The 18,077-nt window shown below is 43.4% G+C and carries 16 protein-coding genes; 11 read left to right on the forward strand and 5 right to left on the reverse strand.

Annotated features, from left to right (window positions below; all coding sequences use genetic code 11):
• Positions 1-199, forward strand: a 199-nt coding sequence (locus LRP50_RS24330) for a hypothetical protein (protein WP_274167023.1), incomplete at its 5' end; no start/stop codon positions are given.
• Here LRP50_RS24330 and LRP50_RS24335 read toward each other — a convergent pair.
• Complete coding sequence (locus LRP50_RS24335) at positions 135-455, reverse strand: helix-turn-helix domain-containing protein (protein WP_274167008.1); 321 nt, start codon at positions 453-455, stop codon at positions 135-137. The genes LRP50_RS24330 and LRP50_RS24335 overlap by 65 nt on opposite strands.
• A 102-nt stretch (positions 456-557) precedes the next feature.
• Between LRP50_RS24335 and LRP50_RS24340 the strand changes: the two genes are divergently transcribed.
• The 10 genes from LRP50_RS24340 to LRP50_RS24385 all read left to right on the forward strand — a co-directional run bounded on the left by LRP50_RS24340 (position 558) and on the right by LRP50_RS24385 (position 12,556).
• Entirely contained in the window at positions 558-1,112 is a 555-nt protein-coding gene (locus LRP50_RS24340) for a hypothetical protein (RefSeq protein WP_274167009.1), read from the forward strand.
• Positions 1,106-2,485: a DEAD/DEAH box helicase gene (locus LRP50_RS24345; protein WP_274167010.1), complete on the forward strand. Its 1,380-nt coding sequence runs from the start codon at positions 1,106-1,108 to the stop codon at positions 2,483-2,485. Before LRP50_RS24340 ends, LRP50_RS24345 begins: the two co-directional genes overlap by 7 nt.
• Positions 2,486-2,689: 204 nt before the next feature.
• On the forward strand, positions 2,690-3,289 hold the full coding sequence (locus LRP50_RS24350) for a restriction endonuclease subunit S (protein ID WP_274167022.1): 600 nt from the start codon (positions 2,690-2,692) through the stop codon (positions 3,287-3,289).
• The gene (locus LRP50_RS24355) at positions 3,286-4,587 is read left to right on the forward strand and encodes an N-6 DNA methylase (RefSeq protein ID WP_274167011.1); all 1,302 of its coding nucleotides are present in this window, start codon (positions 3,286-3,288) and stop codon (positions 4,585-4,587) included. The genes LRP50_RS24350 and LRP50_RS24355 overlap by 4 nt, the downstream gene beginning before the upstream one ends.
• Before the next feature lie 63 nt (positions 4,588-4,650).
• A complete protein-coding gene (locus LRP50_RS24360; protein WP_274167012.1) occupies positions 4,651-5,088 on the forward strand; it encodes a hypothetical protein in 438 nt (145 codons plus the stop codon).
• 120 nt (positions 5,089-5,208) lie between these two features.
• Positions 5,209-6,780 (forward strand): type I restriction-modification system subunit M, encoded by a 1,572-nt coding sequence (locus LRP50_RS24365; RefSeq protein ID WP_274167013.1) that lies wholly within the window; start codon positions 5,209-5,211, stop codon positions 6,778-6,780.
• On the forward strand, positions 6,777-8,003 hold the full coding sequence (locus LRP50_RS24370) for a restriction endonuclease subunit S (protein WP_274167014.1): 1,227 nt from the start codon (positions 6,777-6,779) through the stop codon (positions 8,001-8,003). The genes LRP50_RS24365 and LRP50_RS24370 overlap by 4 nt, the downstream gene beginning before the upstream one ends.
• A gap of 70 nt (positions 8,004-8,073) precedes the next feature.
• Positions 8,074-10,962, forward strand: a complete 2,889-nt coding sequence (locus tag LRP50_RS24375; protein ID WP_274167015.1) for a type I restriction endonuclease subunit R — start codon at positions 8,074-8,076, stop codon at positions 10,960-10,962.
• Positions 10,963-10,971: 9 nt separating this feature from the next.
• On the forward strand, positions 10,972-11,901 hold the full coding sequence (locus LRP50_RS24380) for a restriction endonuclease (protein ID WP_274167016.1): 930 nt from the start codon (positions 10,972-10,974) through the stop codon (positions 11,899-11,901).
• Positions 11,891-12,556 (forward strand): hypothetical protein, encoded by a 666-nt coding sequence (locus LRP50_RS24385; RefSeq protein WP_274167017.1) that lies wholly within the window; start codon positions 11,891-11,893, stop codon positions 12,554-12,556. Before LRP50_RS24380 ends, LRP50_RS24385 begins: the two co-directional genes overlap by 11 nt.
• Here the strand turns inward: LRP50_RS24385 and LRP50_RS24390 are convergent.
• Genes LRP50_RS24390 through LRP50_RS24405 form a run of 4 tightly spaced genes read right to left on the reverse strand, consistent with a single transcriptional unit; the run spans position 12,549 to position 17,976 of the window.
• The gene (locus LRP50_RS24390) at positions 12,549-12,995 is read right to left on the reverse strand and encodes a hypothetical protein (RefSeq protein WP_274167018.1); all 447 of its coding nucleotides are present in this window, start codon (positions 12,993-12,995) and stop codon (positions 12,549-12,551) included. The two genes, LRP50_RS24385 and LRP50_RS24390, sit on opposite strands and share 8 nt — an antisense overlap.
• A complete protein-coding gene (locus tag LRP50_RS24395; protein WP_274167019.1) occupies positions 12,988-15,072 on the reverse strand; it encodes an integrase in 2,085 nt (694 codons plus the stop codon). Before LRP50_RS24395 ends, LRP50_RS24390 begins: the two co-directional genes overlap by 8 nt.
• An 8-nt stretch (positions 15,073-15,080) precedes the next feature.
• Positions 15,081-16,784, reverse strand: a complete 1,704-nt coding sequence (locus LRP50_RS24400) for a hypothetical protein (protein ID WP_274167020.1) — start codon at positions 16,782-16,784, stop codon at positions 15,081-15,083.
• Positions 16,771-17,976, reverse strand: a complete 1,206-nt coding sequence (locus tag LRP50_RS24405) for a site-specific integrase (protein WP_274167021.1) — start codon at positions 17,974-17,976, stop codon at positions 16,771-16,773. Before LRP50_RS24405 ends, LRP50_RS24400 begins: the two co-directional genes overlap by 14 nt.
• Positions 17,977-18,077: the final 101 nt, after the last annotated feature.

Here is an 18,077-nt window from a genome sequence, read left to right on the forward strand (position 1 = left end):
TACTATTTATATACAGTTCTGGAAAATGTCTGGAAACTCAAGTGTGGCGTGGCCTAGATGGATTTTCCAGAAAAGTAAGAAAAAACGAGAATTTTTTGAAAAAAATAAGAGTCTGGAAAACCAATTTTCCAGACTTATTCAGGGAGCTTTTTCTGGCTTTTTAGCTGCTTTATCAGCTCGTCTTTTTGCTCCTTGGTAAGAGCCCCAATTAAACAAGCCAACTCTGCACTCACTTCATCCTCACAGAAAAAGTAATTCAGCGGAACCCCGAGTTCATCGGCCATTCTTTGGAGTGTCCCAATATCAGGTGTATGTCGCCCTTTTTCGTAGTGATTCATTCGACCACTCGCTGAACTGGGCTCCATACCAATTTTGATCCCCAAGTCTTTTTGGGTAATCCCTGCTTTTTGCCTAGCCTCTTTAAGGCGAATTGGTATCGGGTTCTCTCTTCCCACTGAGTAATCATCGTCTGATCCAAGTTGACTTAGATTTTCTAAGTTTTAACTATCCCTGTATACTTAGCAATCCTAAGTTTATAGTTATGAGAGGATGAATCGGTGTCAAAGCCTGTGGCAATAAATGCGCATATCTACAACCTTCTGATCAAAAAGGATTTAGATCATTTTACTGTTACGGAGCTGAGGGCCGAATTAATGGCTGAAAGTCCGTCTTTTACGGATCCTACGGAGGCAAGGAAGTTTCTCTACAGGCAAATTTTGCGGCTGACTGATAAAGGGTATCTACAAAAAGTAGATAAAGGGAGTCGGAAGTCTGCTTACAGAAAAACTGAAAAATTCTTTAGTTCAACCTTTTTTGCAAGAGGGAGCTTGCCTGAGATACAAACGAATATAGCGGTTTCTTGTGTTGTAACAGGTGAGTCTGAATTCTTAAAAAAGCTGAAAGGGGAGCTTGTTCAGTTTGAAGCTGAGCTTTCTTTAACGCTGCGAGAGATGGGAAAATATCAGGCACTTATTTCATCATTTCCAGAGCAGGCCGAATACATAAAAACGTTCTTTCACAGTGCTCGGCAACGTGCCAAAAACCTTCAGGGTGATCTTGAAGCTATCAATAACCTCATCATGCACCATCCGAAAAACCTCGAGTTATGTTGAGACGTTGGCAGGCAGAGTGCGTTGACGCTGCGATTGAAAAATATGAGTCTGGAAAAGGCAGTCACTTTCTTTGTTTAGCTACGCCTGGAGCTGGGAAAACGGTGATGGCCGCAAACGTTGCAAGTCGTTTATTCAATCAAGGCCTGATCGATTATGTCCTTTGCTTTTCCCCTTCACTGATAGTGGCTGAGGGAATGAAAAGTACGTTTGGTTGGGTGCTTGATTGCAGCTTTAATGGGAGCATAGGCGCAGTTGGAGGGTCGTACACTTACCAAGGGTTACTCTATTTCCATGAGGATTTTTGGCGCATATTCAAAAAATACCGAGTGCTTGTGGTCTTTGATGAAATCCACCATTGCGCCGGAACAAATTTCTTAGACGCAAATGCGTGGGGGCTAGAGGTACTCACCAACATTCAAGAGCATGCAACGTATACACTTGCGCTAACTGGTACTCCATGGCGCTCTGATAAAACACCTATTACGCTCTCTTCGTACTCAACCCCTGACCAGAAGCTCATGGTTGATTACAGTTACGGTCTTTATGACGCCGTTGTTGATGGCGTATGTCGACGCCCAAAGCTTGTGCTTATCGACAGCAACGACATCACGCTCAAGAGAGACAATGACGTAAAACGATATACCTCCTTTAAAGCGTTTTTTGCTGAGGAATCCCTCCCGTACTCGTACCTGATTTTTCAGAAATCAGCGATAAAGTATGTCTTGCGCCAAGGATGTAAAAAGCTTGAAGAAATTCGGCTACAAAACCCTAATGCCGCAGGCCTAGTTGTTGCTTCATCCGTCAAGCATGCGAATGAGATTCACCAATTACTTGTGTCTGAACTTGGCCAAACAGCGAGCTTAGTGACGTATCGACATGATGATCCACTCAATGAAATCAGAGCGTTTCGCTCAGGGAAAACAAAGTGGATTGTAAGCGTAGGGATGATCAGCGAAGGAACTGATATTCCAAGACTTCAAGTTTGTTGTCATCTCAGCACTGTAAAAACGGAGCTCTACTTTAGGCAAGTGCTAGGTCGAATACTGCGAGTCAATGGCGAACCAAACAACGAAGCTTGGCTCTTTACCTTGTCCGAAGAGCGACTCACCGATTTTGCGCATCGAGTGATTGAAGAGCTTCCCGAAGAATATGCTTGTTTGCCAGACAGCAACCAGTCACTTGCTAGCGTAATAACCATGGGTTCAAACTTGTGGGCTAGTGATGCCAAGCCCTGTGGGAGGGAAAGAGAGTTGCTGTTAGGTGGGGTTTGTTCAATCGATGCCTTAAAGGTTGTTAGCGACGATGTAGTAAGGAATATCTCAATTAAGATTAACGGATTTAGGCAGCAAGTCATTGATTCTTTTGAGATGTAAACTTATGCACTCAACTGCGACACAATAATAGCTTGAGGATATTGAGCGTCTTTCTACATTCAAGCTTGCTAGTCTCTAAACGTCCCCACCTCACACCCAATAAAATCGTAGACTAAAAACGATTTAAATAATCATTGACTAAAATTAGTTTTCCCTCTACGATTTGCACATATTGAGAATCGTAGAGGGAAAACGAACGTGAAAATGATGGTTCTTGGAGGGTTAGTTTCCGATCTGAGCACAGGGGCTACAAATAGCCTTTACAGCTCAAAAAGTGAAGATGGACTGGTACCGATGAAACTTCTGGCTGGCAGTTCTATTAATAACCTTGGAGAAATTGATGTCGAACAGTTAAGTGATGTTTGGGTCTCTCCTGAAAAAGATGTCTCCAGGTTTGTGATCCGAGAGGGTGATGTAGTTGTCCTAGCAAAAGGTAACTCAATTAGGACTGCTTACGTTTCAAGTGATGCCTCTAAATTAACCGTTTTGGCTTCTGCAAACTTTCTGGTCGTTCGGACAAATCCAGATGTGTTGCTTGGCGAAGCTTTAGTGGCTTACTTAAACAGCGCAGCAGGGAAAGCTTTGCTGGAGGGTGCTTCAACTGGTAGTAGCATTAAAAATGTAAGCAAAGCTTCGTTTGGCAAACTTGAAGTACCACTACCTGACCTTGATACACAGAAGAAGGTAGCGGCGTTGCTTTCGGCCAGAAATAAGGCATTTAGCGATGCACTAACGTTGGCAAATCAACAGCGTTTAGTTGTAGATGCCTGCTTGAACAAGCTGATTCAGGGGGAGCTTAAATGACAAACATCAAAAAAGATCTGCACGCTTTATTCGATGAACTGCGCGGAACAATGGAAGTCAGCCATATCACTGAGCTATTGGTCTTTACTGCATTTTTAACAAAGCTCGAGCCTTCAGCGCTTAAAAAGTTAGAGGACGAAAAAGAGGAGCACGCATATCAGCAATTAAAGGAAGCTGCAGTTGCCGTTAAGCAAAAGTTTCCGTTGTTGAAAAGCGAATTGTTCGAAGCTCCGCAAGAGCATCGAATCTACAAAAAGGGTCTGTATCTTGTTGTCCGCTTTGTTTTGGCTTTATCTGCAAGCAATGCCTATTCGGACTTTGTTGTTGGGCTGAAAGAGCTAAAGCGCTTCAAAAGCCGGATTAGCGATATTGCAGATAGTGCTAATCACAGTACAACAGAATTATTTAAAGCGTTGGTGGGTAACTGCGAGAACAAAACGCTATTCGATGGGGCTTGCGGACTGGCTCAAATTGCAAGTGAGCTAAACCCTAAAGCTGGTTACCTAAACGAATTCAATGCACATGCTGCGATTATGGCTGAGCGAATGCTCATTCTGAACAATCGAGAGCAGTTTGTCGTTCAAAGTAAAGATTCACTGACGGATACACATGGTGCAGAGCAGGAAAGTGTGGATGTTGTGGTTATGGAACCACCTTTTGCATTGAAGTTCTCTGCTGATCAGCGCCGCTCTCTCGCAGAAGTTGACTATTTGCTTGTTGACCCAGGTAGTTCGGTTCCTGCCAGTGCGGGAGACGTATTGTGGGTTCAGCTGGCACTCAGCCAATTAAATAACGAAGGTAAAGCATATTTACTTCTACCACAGGGATGGCTGTTCCGTGGTGGCTATGATGGCAAAGTTCGGGAAAAGCTTATTGAGCTTGATGTTGTAGAAGCGATTATTGCGCTACCACCACAATTGTTGGAGTTCACGTCGATAGCTCCTGCGATTCTTGTACTCAACAAGCAGAAAGAAATGCAGGGTGTTGTGAACTTTGTAGACGCTAGTGATTTTGGGGTTTCTACAGGACCTCTACGAGAAATTGGCACTGAAGATGCAAAAGCAATCTCAGAGCTTGTAGCAGGTGTTCACCCCCAAGATAAACGCTATCGAGCGGTAAGCCGAGAAGAGATTGCAAGTAACGAAAACATACTGAATGTAAAACGCTACATCATTACAGAGGTAGAGGCGACGAAAGTCGATCTTAGCAAAGAGCTTCTAAAGCTAAATGAGATGAAGCATCAATATGCTGAGTCTCAGAAAGTGCTGGAAGGGTTGTTGAAGAGCTTTGGGTTCTGAACAGCCATTAATTTAGGAAAAAAAGAGAGGTAATCCATCGTCATTATTACAAAGGAGGACACTATGACCTTAGAACATGTTGCAATCGAAGAGCGAGTAAAAAAACTAACTGGAAGCCACCCTTATTACTTTGGTAATGAATCTTCCAACGCTCAGCTCTACATCAGCCAAAAGCTCTACAAAGACTTTTGTTGCTATTTTGGCAAAGGCTCGACAGATGACGTGGCTTTGCGGAAAAGGTGCTTGAAAAAGTTAGTACAAAGGGTTTTTGAAACGGCGCGTGGTATAAAGAAAAATCGCGCAACGAAGAGAATGCATGTGTTCATTGGTGACCAGACTTTGTATTTTTGGGTTACACCGAGCGAGTTTGATGAATACGTGAGAATTTTCTGCCACTCAAGACAAACTCGATTGATGAAGCAACGTAAACGAGTTTACTCAGAGCTAATGGCCGTAGCTTTTACTCAGGGTATAAGCACTCGCTTTAGCGAGTGGCGATAAAATTACCATTCAAAAGACTATCAACAGGAAGTTGGATTGGGCGCAAAAGCGTCCTGTCCTATTCCATGTATAATCCGCGAATAATTTCAGACAGACCTCAGAACTTAAGAGTCAAACCCAATGGTTGAACAACACCAACAAGAGCTGAAAAAACAGCTTTGGAACATCGCTAACACCCTTCGTGGCAACATGTCTGCCGACGATTTCCGTGACTACATCCTTGGGCTTATCTTCTATAAGTACCTTTCTGACAAACTGAACCGTTATGCGGATGAGTTGCTGTCGGAAGATGGTATCCAGTTTGCTCAGGTTGATGAAAAAACTGATGAAGGCAAAGAAATACTGGGTGCAATTAAAGAAGAAGCGTTGGATAAGCTGGGTTATTTCTTCAAACCTTCCGAGCTTTTCCATGTTGTCGCGCAAGCCGGTGTTGATGGTGAGTTCATCCTGGATGACGTCCGTGATGTATTGAACGACATCGAAAACAGCACCATGGGCGCAGACAGTGCAGACGATTTTAATGGACTGTTTGATGAGTTAGACCTTACCTCAAATAAGCTGGGTAAAACGCCGGATGCGCGTAATAAGCTGATTGCCAAAGTACTGGAGCACCTAGACAACATCGATTTCCACCTGGAAAGCAGTGAAATCGATATTCTGGGTGATGCCTATGAATACCTGATTGGTATGTTCGCGAGCGGTGCGGGTAAAAAAGCGGGTGAGTTTTATACGCCGCAAATGGTGTCCAAGCTATTGGCCAAGCTTGTCACTATGGACAACCCAAACCTGAAGTCAGTTTATGACCCGACCTGTGGCTCTGGCTCATTATTGCTGCGTGTTGCGAAAGAAGCCAATAACCCTGATTTGAAGTTCTACGGCCAAGAACAAAACCCAAGCACCTACAATCTGGCGCGTATGAACATGATCATGCACGATGTTCACTACAGCCGCTTCGATATTCAAAATGACGATACGCTGGAGCAACCTGCTCACATTGAACAACGCTTCAGTGCGGTAGTTGCCAACCCCCCGTTTTCTGCTGACTGGTCTGCAAATCCGCTTCACCTAAACAACGAACGTTTTTCTGACTACGGTAAATTGGCACCGAAAGGAAAAGCGGATTTTGCGTTTGTTCAGCACATGATTCACCAGTTGGATGACAACGGCACTATGGCGGTGGTATTGCCTCATGGTGTACTGTTCCGTGGCGCGGCAGAAGGGCATATTCGCCAGCACCTGATCAAAGAAAAGAACTATCTGGATATGGTGATTGGCCTGCCTGCCAATATTTTCTTTGGCACATCAATTCCTACTTGCGTGCTGGTGTTGAAGAAAAACCGCAAAGCCGATGATGACGTTTTGTTCATTGATGCCAGTCAGTATTTCGAAAAGGGCACAAACAACAACGTAATGCGTGACGCGGATTTGAAACGTATTTGGGATGCAATCAGTACACGTAAAAATATCGACAAGTTTGCTTTTGTTGCGTCACCGAAAAAGCTGAAAGAAAACGACTATAACCTTAACATTCCGCGCTACGTGGATACGTTTGAGGAAGAGGAAATAGTTGATTTATCTGTGGTTTCAGCAGCATTGGTGAGTATTGATAGGAAAATATTGACGACTGATATGGAAGTTAAGGGTTTTTGCGAAGAGTTGGGAATTGATGTGCCGTTTGAGGTGAAACGATGACAGACCTGCATCCTCGTTTGAGATTTAAAGGCTTTGATAGAAAGCCTTCACTAGAATCTTTAGAAAGCATTACAAAGAAAAAAATATCGTATGGAATAGTGCAGGCAGGGCCAAATTTTGAAGGTGGAATGCCATACATTAAAAGTACAGACTTAAATTCCGAACTGATTTTAAGCAGACTTGAATGTACTAGCCCCGAAATTGCAAAAAAGTATTCCCGCTCTGAAGTGACTTCTGGAGATATAGTTTTTTCGTTGAGGGGTAATATAGGTATTTCTAGGATTGTACCAGAGTCCTTAACCGTTGCTAATCTTACGCAGGGCACAGCTCGTATATCGTTGAAAAAAGGTTTTGTCGCGAAATATATACAAGAAGAGCTTCGGACTCTTAGGCTCAAACGTCGAATACATTCTGTGTCTAAAGGAAGTACATTCCAAGAAATTTCACTAGCAGATCTTCGACAATTAGAAGTGTTGGTTCCGGACTGTCAAGAACAACAAAAAATCGCAAACTTCCTTAGTTCTGTAGATAGCAAAATCAGCCAACTCACTGAAAAGCATCGCCTGCTCAAAGATTACAAAAAGGGTGTGATGCAACAGATTTTCAGTCAAAAAATTCGCTTTAAAGATGACGATGGGAATGCGTTTCCTGATTGGGAAGAAAAGCATTTTGTAGATGCATTCACACGAGTAATCACCAAAAACAAAGAAAATAACGAAAACGTTCTAACGATATCTGCTCAAAAAGGTTTGGTTAGTCAACTGGAGTATTTTAACAAGTCCGTCTCTGCAAAGGATGTTACAGGTTACTACCTTCTTGAAAAAGGTGATTTTGCCTATAACAAAAGTTACTCCAAAGGCTATCCGATGGGGGCGATTAAGCCTCTGAAGCAGTACAGCAAAGGTGTTGTTTCAACGTTGTACATTTGCTTCCGACCAAAAAATGGATATAACGAAGCTTACTTCGAGCAGTATTTTGATGCTGGCATGCTAAATCGTGAAATTGCTAAAATTGCACAAGAGGGTGCGAGAAACCATGGCCTTTTGAATGTCAGCGTGAAAGAGTTTTTTGATGATATAAAGCTCACAGTTCCCCATTTAAAAGAACAACAAAAAATCGCTGAATTTCTGCAAGCTATTGATAAAAAAATCGATGGTGTGTCAGAGCAAATCAAGCAAACAAAAGAATTCAAAAAAGGCTTACTGCAGCAGATGTTCGTTTAACGTGCTGTTTTCGGCTCTGAGTATTCAGAGCCGTTTTTCTTTTCTATTGGTTAGGAACGTTCCCAGAAAAATGGCTTATCAATCAGAACAACAACTCGAAGATAATTTGATTGCGCAGCTCAACACCCAAGGCTTTGAGGTGGTGCAGCTCAAAGACAATGCCGCGCTAGAAGCAAACCTCAAAACCCAGCTTGAGACAGTCAACGGCTGTGCGTTTTCTGATACCGAGTTTCGTCAGATTCTGGGTAAGCTGGAAAAAGGGAACATATTCACCAAGGCTAAAACACTGCGTGAGCAGCTTGATGTGACCTTGGATAACGGCGATAGCCGCCACATCACCTTGCTGTTTAATGCTTCTGACAAAAACGTCTTCCAAGTCGCTCAACAAATTACCGTGAAAGGTACCTATACCAATCGATATGACGTAACGGTATTGGTGAACGGGCTGCCTTTGATTCAAATTGAATTGAAGCGTCGTGGTATTGAGCTAAAAGAAGCATTTAACCAAGTAAAGCGATATCAAAAGCATTCCTACCATGCCAACCACGGTCTGTTTAACTACATTCAGCTGTTCGTGATTTCTAATGGGGTGAATACACAGTATTTCTCCAACAACAGTGAAATGTCTGCCAAACAGACATTTGATTGGACGGATTTTGACAACAAGAAAATCAGTCAACTGCATGACTTTGCAAACGCCTTTCTGACCACGTCACACCTTACCGCCATGCTCACCAAATACATTGTGTTGAATGAGACGGGTAAATACTTGATGGTGCTGCGCCCTTACCAGTTCTATGCGGTAGAGGCGATTGTCGAACGTGTGAATTCGTCAACGTCGAATGGATACATCTGGCATACCACAGGGTCAGGGAAAACTCTGACGTCGTTCAAAGCTGCGCAAATCATGACCTCTCTGAGCCATGTCGACAAAGTGGTGTTTGTGGTTGACCGTAAAGACCTTGATTACCAAACGGCTCTTGAATTCAATGCGTTTGCTAAAGGGTGTGTTGATAGTACGGATGACACACGAGTGCTCTTTCATCAACTGCTCGATAAGGCAATCAAGGGTAAGAAGGTTAACAAGGATAGAAATACCAAACTTGTGGTGACCACCCTGCAAAAGCTCAATAACGTGGTGACAAAGAAACGTTATTTGAATGAGATGGAAGCACTGAGAGATAAGCGAATCGTCTTTATCTTCGACGAATGTCATCGTAGCCAGTTTGGAGATACGCATAAGAACATCACGGAGTTCTTCAATGGAGCTCAGCTGTTTGGCTTCACCGGCACGCCTATTTTTGCTCGTAACGCGGTAGCCAAAAACTCCATTAAAAGAACCACCAAAGACCTTTTCGATGAATGCTTGCACCCCTATGTGATTGTGGATGCGATCCGCGATAATAATGTGCTTAAGTTTGCTATCGAATACGTCGGCCGTTACCAGTACAAAGATGGTTCGAACAACAATTTGGATATCGAAGTAGAAGACATCGATACCAAAGAACTTCTGAGCTCCTCTGCACGTTTAGAAAAGATTACCGACTACATTATCGCGCATCACCGCCGTAAAACGCACAGCCGTGATTACAATGCGATGTTCTGTGTATCAGGCGTGCCTGAACTCATTCAGTATTACGAGTTATTCGCTAAGAAAAAGGCAGAGGGTAATCACAACCTGAAAATTGCCACCATATTCAGCTTTGAAGCTAATGAGGAAGAAGAATATGAACTTGGCAACGGCGATGAAAGTGAAATCAAAGAGGCTGCAGCTAAATACCTCAATGACGACCAAGCAGCAAAGCTGCATAGCCGCGATAAGCTGGAGTCTTTCATTGGTGACTACAACAAGATGTTTGGCACCAGCTACACCACCAAAGACAGGGATTCTTTCTACAACTACTACAAGAACATCTCCAAGCGGGTAAAAGCGAAGGAAATCGACATTCTGCTCGTTGTGAATATGTTCCTGACCGGCTTTGACGCACCAAGGCTAAACACTCTGTATGTCGATAAAAACTTAAAACATCATGGTCTGATTCAAGCCTTTTCGCGCACTAATCGATTACTTGATGAAACCAAGTCTCACGGCAATGTGGTGTGCTTCCGCAATCTAAAAACAGCGGCTGATGACGCGTTCAAAATGTTCTCTAACAAGCAGCCTATCGAAGTGATTGAAATGCCATCTTACGATGAGCTTATGGCTGATTTTGATAAGGCATATGCCGCACTCATTGCGATCACGCCAACCGTAGATGCCGTCGACAATTTACCTGATGAAGAGGCTCAGGCTTGGTTTGTGCGGCAGTTCCGTGAACTGATGCGTTTAAAAAACATGCTCGGAAACTTTGCTGATTTCGATATGGAAGCAACTGCGATGAGCGAGCAGGAGTTCCAAGATTTCACCAGTAAATACGCCGATCTCAACCGTCAGCTACGTGAGAATTCGACGAGGGAGAAGGTGTCAATTCTTGATGACGTGGATTTCGAACTTGAACTGATGCACCGTGATGAAGTGAATGTTGGTTACATCCTTCACTTGCTGAGAGAGTTACACGAAGAAGAAAGCACAGAAGAGAAAGCCCGTAAACGTCAGGTTATTGCCAACCTAATCGGGTCAGATCCAACACTTCTCAGCAAAAAGGCCCTTATCGAGAAGTTCATGAATGACCATCTCGAAGGCATCCCAGCACATGCCGATGTTGAAGAAGAGTTTGAGTTCTTCTGGGAGCGAGAAAAGCGTGAAGCACTAGAAAAGCTTGCCAAGGAAGAACAGCTAAACAAAGACAAGCTGGAGATTCTGGTAAACCGCTACGAGCTAAGCGAAGAAATGCCACTACGCGATGACTTCGCTGGAACGCTGGAAACCAAACCAACCTTGATGCAACGCAGAAAGCTCGTCGACCGTTTAACGGATAAGTTCAAAGGGTTCGTGGATACATTTGTGGGTGGGTTTTAAGGGATGACGATGAATTTACCAAAATATAACGAAATTATGCCTTATGCGCTGGCGTATTTTGCTGAAAATGGCGCACAGAAATGGCGACATGCCGAAGTACCTTTGGCGAAAGCGATGAATGTATCTGATGAAGATGCACTCTTAGAGTATGCGTCTGGTAATGGCAAAGTGTTTCCGGACCGTATTACTTGGGCATTAAGTGCTTTGGCAGCCAGTAACCTTCTTGAGCGACCAAAGCGCGGTGTTTATCAAATCACTGAACTTGGACGAAGCTTTCTAAGCCGTCCCCAAGACGTTCACCCTTACGTAAAAGAAAAAGCAGAACAGCGCAGGTTGGAGAAGCTTAGAGAGCGCTCAGAGACTCTACCTGAGCTTGTGAATGACTCAACGGACACAACACCATCTGAAGCACTAGAAAGCGCGTATCAGGAAATATTGTCCGAACGGTACGATCAGATATTAGATACTATTTTGTCTAAGACCCCTCGTGATTTCGAACACCTTGTGGCTAAGCTACTCAGTAAAATGGGGTACGGTGGCCAAGTCGAGAATGCTGTAACGGTGACTAAGTCTAGCCATGATGGTGGCATTGATGGCGTCATTAAAGAAGATGTACTCGGTTTTGGCCGGATCTATATTCAAGCCAAGCGATACGCGAGAGATAACTCCATCAGCCGAGAAGATATCCAGCGGTTCGTTGGCGCACTCGCAGTTGCTCAATCCAATAAGGGGGTATTCATCACTACATCCCGTTTTACTGAGCATGCAAAGCGGTACGCGCAAGAACTGAACGGCAGCACCAACCTCGTTCTGATTGATGGTATCCAGCTTGCCAAATACATCTACGACTATAGCCTCGGAATGCAAACCGCACGAGTTGTGGAAATCAAAGAACTCGATTCAGATTTCTGGGATGACATGGAGAACGATGGTGATTAACAAACCGGATTTTTCCAAGCCAGAAGAGGAGTTGGGACAGAGCAAAATTGAACCCTTTGGCATGCTCACAAGGTTGTTCGTTGGGATTATCTGTTCGGTCGTTATCTTTGGGTGTCTGGGCGCAGCTTTTCTTCATTTCGTTAGTCCAAGTACATTCCCTTCACCAAGGGATCTTGAACTATCCACCTATTTACTATTGTTTGGCGGAGCAATGGCGATTGTGGTCATTCCTTGGGAGAGGTTTGGTCTAAGAGTGTCGAAATTTGCTGGAGTCGAGTTCGCTCAACTTATTGATACCCAAGCTAAAGAACAGACCGAGATAGTTAGTGATTTCGAGCAACGAATTGCTTTCCTTGAAGACGCAGTGCATCTGGACACTGAAAGTTTCTACACAATGGTTTGGAGTGTGAGCGAAAAGCAAACTGAACGATTATTGGAGCGCTTTTTTAGTGAGTACCCTATGGCGTTTTCTCCTCTAAGAATAGAGAAGTGGGGAGCTAAGCAAGAGGGTTTTGATGAGCTTGGTAATATGCAACCTCAGTTGCTACGCATGACTTTACGAAAAATGGTTCGTGAGGGTAAGTTAGCAACCTCTGTAAGTCGTCATGGCAATACGTTGTTTAAGCCTGCTTCTTTAGTGGATGCATTTAGTTAGAGAGAGGTTTGGATATTTTCTGTATTGCCTTCGATGCTTCTGCTTCTAGCTCGCCCACTTTGTATTGATACTGCTGTATGGTCAGCGCCAATTGATTATGTTGACTGGCCATGCTCGATAACTGATGTTTTAACTCTTCAATCTCAGAACGGTACTTGTCTTTCAGACGTACCTCTTTACTCAGTTTTTCGCGTAACTTCTTAATCTTATCTTCGTAAGCATTTGAAGGTTCAGATTTCGAAGAGAGTTTTAAGTTGCAGTTCTTTATCTTTTCTACGATGTCTTTGTAGTAGTAAACCGACCCACTACCCAACCCTGCTTCTTCCTCAACGGCTTTTACCGAAAGTTTTTGTTCCTTTGGGATGATTATCGGATGGCCAGACAAAATGCGCTCTAGTGCTTCTTCTAGCTTGATGCGTGTTAGCTCTGACTTACCCATTGTCTTCTCCAAACTCATCGAATCGCTCAAAAGGGATTTTGAAATAGTGCATCACTCTTTCAGTGGCTCTTATCTGGGTGATGTAATGGCTCTGTGCCGATAGAGAGAGCCTATTGATACTGTCGAGATAGATAACCTGCTCGGTTGTCCATTTGTGTCTTTGGACCCAGTGTTGCGCTTTTTCTTCGTCGATTAGTTGGTTTTCACATTTGAAGCAGTTAGCTGGTGATGTCACTTTATCCATTCGACATTCATACCCAGCCAAACAGTATGAATGTAATGTTCCAACCATTGTCAGGCGGCCCGCTTTGACCTGCTCTTTTATTTCGTCCCAGGATTTAAGGTCTTGTGGGATTTGGTTTCGTTCTTTCATGATTTCGATACCGCGTTTCCCATACAGCTTCTCAGAGCTATTGAACCAGCGGTAAAAATTGTCGGTTGTTACCTCATCAGCTACTTCCTCAATGAGTAGCTTTAGGTCTTGGTCCATCTCTATGCTTTGCAATGACGCTGCATTGCTTCCCTGTCCATACCAGTCTGAAGTAGGAATATCGAGGTGTTTGAACTGGTCTTTCACGGCTATCAGAGAGCATAGGTTGTGACGTCGAACGAATACAGCAAATGTCCTTCGAAGTTGATGTGAAGTCAGAGGCCATGGCTTCCCAATACTAATCTTTTGTTCTGCATGAAGAGGATTTCTGTTCGGGTTGATGAGCTTGAATTCATCCAGTGCTCGCTCATCAATGATGGCACCGGCTTCTTTAGCGATAAACTTGAAGTGGCAACGCAGGTTGTATTCATCAAAAACTTTTGGTGGTTTGCTTTTCTTTGACTGAGATAGCCACAAGCAGCTCGCTTCGTAGTTTTTCATTGGGTCGAAACTAAGTAGTAGTTGCTCTCTCATGTTTCGAGAGACTGCTTCTGCCAGTTCAATAGCTTTTCTTGATATTGGTGACGTGACCCACTCCGTAATATTTCCTCGACCCTGTGTCATCTTGTGGTGAGTAGATTGCAAGGTATGGATTGTTTTTCCGTTAAAGGACCGAGATTTAAAGCTATCTGCGTGCAGTCCATACAGCTCGTTTTTACGCATGCCTGTGAATGCTGCGCATGCTAAGTAACAAGTAACAAGTATTTTTGTCAGCCAACATCGAATGTCACCTTCTTTGGCTACTCGATATTTTTCAAGTTGGGTGCCACAGAGATAAGAATCAATAATATCCCTATACTTCATCGGCTTGGCTTTGTTTACTTCAATTCGGTATTCTGGTGATTCCTTGTTTAACCATTTCCAAGTCCCTGATTCAATTTTTCTATCGACAAACTTCTCTCCCATTTCATAGTTCTTCCTCAGGTCTCTAGCGAGATCGCTGAGAAGTTCTCTATGTGGGTGGAGTTCTTCTACAAAAGATATGGAATGGGCGTAAATCTTTTCCATTATCTGGGTAGGTATAGCGTAAAACTGGTCCGCGGTATTCTTCGTTGGGCAGCAATGTTCTTTTGCGAGACCTACTGAACTTTGATCTGTTGGCATGATGAGGCGGATCGGCAGATACTTTGATGATCTTTCAACCTTTTTAAGGGCGCTGAAAATTTGCATAGTATTGCCGAGGCTATAGCGCAATTCATTGATGTGGTTGCAAAACTCACAAAACAGCACTGGGTGTGAAAGAAGTGCGATGCTGCCGAGTCTGAGCCTATCTAGGAATTTGTAAACTTGAAGCAGCTTACTGTGCAAGGCGATGATTGTGGATGGCTTGAGGGGAGAAGACCTCGTGCGGCCTGAAGGGGTATATAACCACGAAAAACAGATGAGTTTCAGCTCGTCAGCTAGCTCAGGGGATTTGATATCATAAAAAGCGATATAGGACTTGTTCGCTATTTTTCTATCGATATATGCAGATAAGTTCCAGGATTGATCGCCAAAATAGCTTGCGGCTTTTCCAGAGTAATCCTTGGTTACTACAACTTCGTTGAGTTGTTTGAAATTCTTGTTTTCATATAATTCAACAACTTGATAATACCCATTCTGATTTTCATCGAGAACGTTTCCTGGTAGATCCAACAAAACTCTCATCTTGTCTCCTAGAAGAGATAATTCATGCCATCAGGCCACAGCGGGTGACGCCCTTCTTTTCGAAGCTTTTGTTGCGCTTTTCTTCTCACTGCGGGTTCAACCTTGAAAATAGCGAGGTCTAACTTCTCAAGTAGGTCTCGAAAATTTCTCTCAAACTGTGAGCTATCGATATGATCAGCAAGGGAGTCGTCAATGGATTGCTTAAAACTCATCAGACACCAAATGTCGTCAACTTCCTCGACGATAACTTGGTTGTGGCAGCTAAAGCATTTGAGTATGTCGGAGCATGCTAGGTGGTCAACTTCCAAGTCTTTCGGGCTGAAGTTCATTTTTCTCCGGTACTGCTCTGCTTCTCTGCCGAACGGGTCTTTGCAACCAGAACCGATTACCGTCGTTTGGGGATGTTTGTTGCTCTCTGAGTATTTGTTGAGAAACGCTTCATAGGGCAATACCTCTACATCTAATTGCTTTTTAGCGTAGTTTTTTGATTCTGAAATATCGGAACAACGAGCAACGGCTTCCAATGTGTAGGTCGCAGCCTGAAGCTGTTTTTGATTTTCGATTGGACTGCCTTTTGTGTAATGTCGGCTCAGTGTTTGAGGGGTGTTTCCGAGCAAAGACGCGGTACCTAAAGCATCTCCGGTTAGGTCAAGAAATCTGGCACTGCCAGACGCTCTGAAACGTTTAGCCATAGGACGAAGAGGCTTTCCATAGTCATCTATTTGATTGAAGTGCTCTAGCATCCAGTTGGTTGTATCTCTGAGATGGTATTGCTCGAGTGCTGTGAACTTGCCACGACCGACGCGGAAGAAGAGATGTTCGCTTTCGGGTGCAATTTCATTACTTAGTTTGAGTAGCTTTTCGATGAATTTCAAAGCGTGCTTTGGGACGTGCTGAACATTGTTATCACCAATTGATATTGTGACGTACTTATTGGCTCGGGATTTCAGCACACTCTGAGAGTACACAAGGTTTTTACTTAGGTTTTCGTGCTTAAACTTCTGCATGCTTAAAAGCGTGGTTGCATTAGCCCAAGTAAAATAAGACATCAAAAAATAACCTAGAGTGAAGCACTTAGTTGCGGTTCCAGCGACTTCTATTCTTTTCCCCTTCAGTTCAACCTCCGCGGTGAAGTCTCTGGGTTGAGCAAAGAGGTGCAACTCTGGTGATTTAATGATTTGACGGTAGAGTTGGTTAAATAGAGGATAGATGAGTCGCAGAAGGAGTTTTAGCTCTTTATCAGAATATGCTGTGGTTGGGAGTACTTCGCTCCTAAAAAGCCCAAATGGGGAGAACCATTGCTCCACGGGGTGCTCTAGCAGCTTGAGTAAACATTTAATCGAGCTATTCAGTTTCTGGGCTGTATTGGTTCTGATCGAACCGAGTCGCACCTTTTCAACTAAATGTTTTTCCCAAGCATGAGCGGCTTTTTCTGATTCAGGTTCCAATCCCTTTAAATCAACAAAAGCAAGGTATCTAGCCAGATCTATGGCGTAGCCGTGTTTGGTTTTATCTCTAAGTTCTTGTGACTCTGCAATCACATTAAACCAACGTTCGACCTGTACATCTCTGTATGCGAACTCTGCATTCTCCAATTGTCTTTTACCTGGGGCACTCAAAAACCGAAACCGATTAAAGTCAAAGTTAACGAGGTGTTCAATTCCGATTTTTAGTGTAAGAACCAGATCTTCTCTGTGTTCAGGCTTCTTCATAAATTGCCTCTTCAAGAATCTTATCAAGAAGGCTGGTAGCGCTTTGAACGGTTTTTTCTCGCTCCAGATAGTCCACGTATTTCCATGTCGTTGTTTCGTTGTTATGTCCCATCCAAGCCATCATTTGCAGTACTGCATCTTTTTGTAAGCCGTGCTCCAGTAAAGATGACAATCTATAGGTACAGTATGTCGCTCTGAGATCGTGGCTTTTATGATTGAATGGATTACCGGATTCTTCTTGAATCCTTTCTTTGAGGCGTCGAAAGGACTGATGAACATTGTTCGATGTAAATCGAGTCCCGTTTTTGGTGACGAGCAAAAAAGCACTTTCTTTTCCCTTTAGACGCTTTTTTCTGCGATTCGAGTTTGCATAGGCGTTAATCATCGCGGCTAGTTTGCTTGGAATTTCAACCTTTCGCTCTTTGCCATACTTGGTAGCAACGCCGTTCACTGGGCCAATATTCACTTCTGAGTACGAAAGGGTGCCCAACTCCTCTATAGCGGTAGAAAGGGGAAACGTACATGCCTCTTCAATCCTCAACCCTGAGTGAATTTGTAGGAGCTGATGGATGATGAATTCAATCCCAAAATGGGAGAGTGCTCGCCCGAAGTATGCTAATTCATCTCTAGTCAGTGGATTAAGAGATTGGATATCTGCCTTCTTGGGAATTCGAATGCGGAGATCTGTGCTGGTGACGAGAAAGTGGGGGCGTAAATGGCTCATCATCCCCTGATTACGAACTTTAACCAGCTCGTATTCAAATGGCTTTTCATCCTCGGATAAATCAAGAACCTGATTGGCAATACACCATTCGTAGAACTTAATGACATGCAACATATAAAGAGAGGCGGTTGAAAATCGGATGTTTCCGGCTCTCGCGTTTGCTAAGAGATCGTCATTTCTAAATCTGTATGTAGGCCGGAGAAACTTTGATTTAGGAAAAACATCCCAATCCAATTCGTTTTTTTCCAGAAAGCTCCAATATCGTTTCAACGCTCTTACCGCGGAGTTTAGGTCTTTTGATTTCCTTCCATTAACGAGGTAGTTCATCCAGAGATTAACAGGCATCAGATACTGGTAATCAGAGCTGTAAAAAGTAGGATAGCCCTTTAAAAGGATGGGAGTTTCGGATGATGAATAAGGATGGATTCTAGGTACTTCGATAGAAGATGATTTGACAACGAACACCATAAAAAACCCTCATTAAGCTCAGTTACCTTAATGAGGGTAGTTCACTTTTCCAGACTAAAAAGATCTACAGTTTAGTTTTCCATAAAAAGATCTACATAGTA

Origin of the sequence: Enterovibrio gelatinilyticus (assembly GCF_028683095.1) — a bacterium.
In the GTDB taxonomy this organism is placed as follows: domain Bacteria; phylum Pseudomonadota; class Gammaproteobacteria; order Enterobacterales; family Vibrionaceae; genus Enterovibrio; species Enterovibrio gelatinilyticus.

Excerpts from the sequence above, each read along its gene's own strand:
- LRP50_RS24345 (WP_274167010.1), top strand. The coding sequence starts at position 1,106 with ATGTTGAGACGTTGGCAGGCAGAGTGCGTTGACGCTGCGATTGAAAAA.
- LRP50_RS24350 (WP_274167022.1), top strand. The coding sequence starts at position 2,690 with ATGATGGTTCTTGGAGGGTTAGTTTCCGATCTGAGCACAGGGGCTACA.
- LRP50_RS24355 (WP_274167011.1), top strand. The coding sequence starts at position 3,286 with ATGACAAACATCAAAAAAGATCTGCACGCTTTATTCGATGAACTGCGC.
- LRP50_RS24360 (WP_274167012.1), top strand. The coding sequence starts at position 4,651 with ATGACCTTAGAACATGTTGCAATCGAAGAGCGAGTAAAAAAACTAACT.
- LRP50_RS24365 (WP_274167013.1), top strand. The coding sequence starts at position 5,209 with ATGGTTGAACAACACCAACAAGAGCTGAAAAAACAGCTTTGGAACATC.
- LRP50_RS24370 (WP_274167014.1), top strand. The coding sequence starts at position 6,777 with ATGACAGACCTGCATCCTCGTTTGAGATTTAAAGGCTTTGATAGAAAG.
- LRP50_RS24375 (WP_274167015.1), top strand. The coding sequence starts at position 8,074 with ATGGCTTATCAATCAGAACAACAACTCGAAGATAATTTGATTGCGCAG.
- LRP50_RS24380 (WP_274167016.1), top strand. The coding sequence starts at position 10,972 with ATGAATTTACCAAAATATAACGAAATTATGCCTTATGCGCTGGCGTAT.
- LRP50_RS24385 (WP_274167017.1), top strand. The coding sequence starts at position 11,891 with ATGGTGATTAACAAACCGGATTTTTCCAAGCCAGAAGAGGAGTTGGGA.
- LRP50_RS24390 (WP_274167018.1), bottom strand. The coding sequence starts at position 12,995 with ATGGGTAAGTCAGAGCTAACACGCATCAAGCTAGAAGAAGCACTAGAG.
- LRP50_RS24395 (WP_274167019.1), bottom strand. The coding sequence starts at position 15,072 with ATGAGAGTTTTGTTGGATCTACCAGGAAACGTTCTCGATGAAAATCAG.
- LRP50_RS24400 (WP_274167020.1), bottom strand. The coding sequence starts at position 16,784 with ATGAAGAAGCCTGAACACAGAGAAGATCTGGTTCTTACACTAAAAATC.
- LRP50_RS24405 (WP_274167021.1), bottom strand. The coding sequence starts at position 17,976 with ATGGTGTTCGTTGTCAAATCATCTTCTATCGAAGTACCTAGAATCCAT.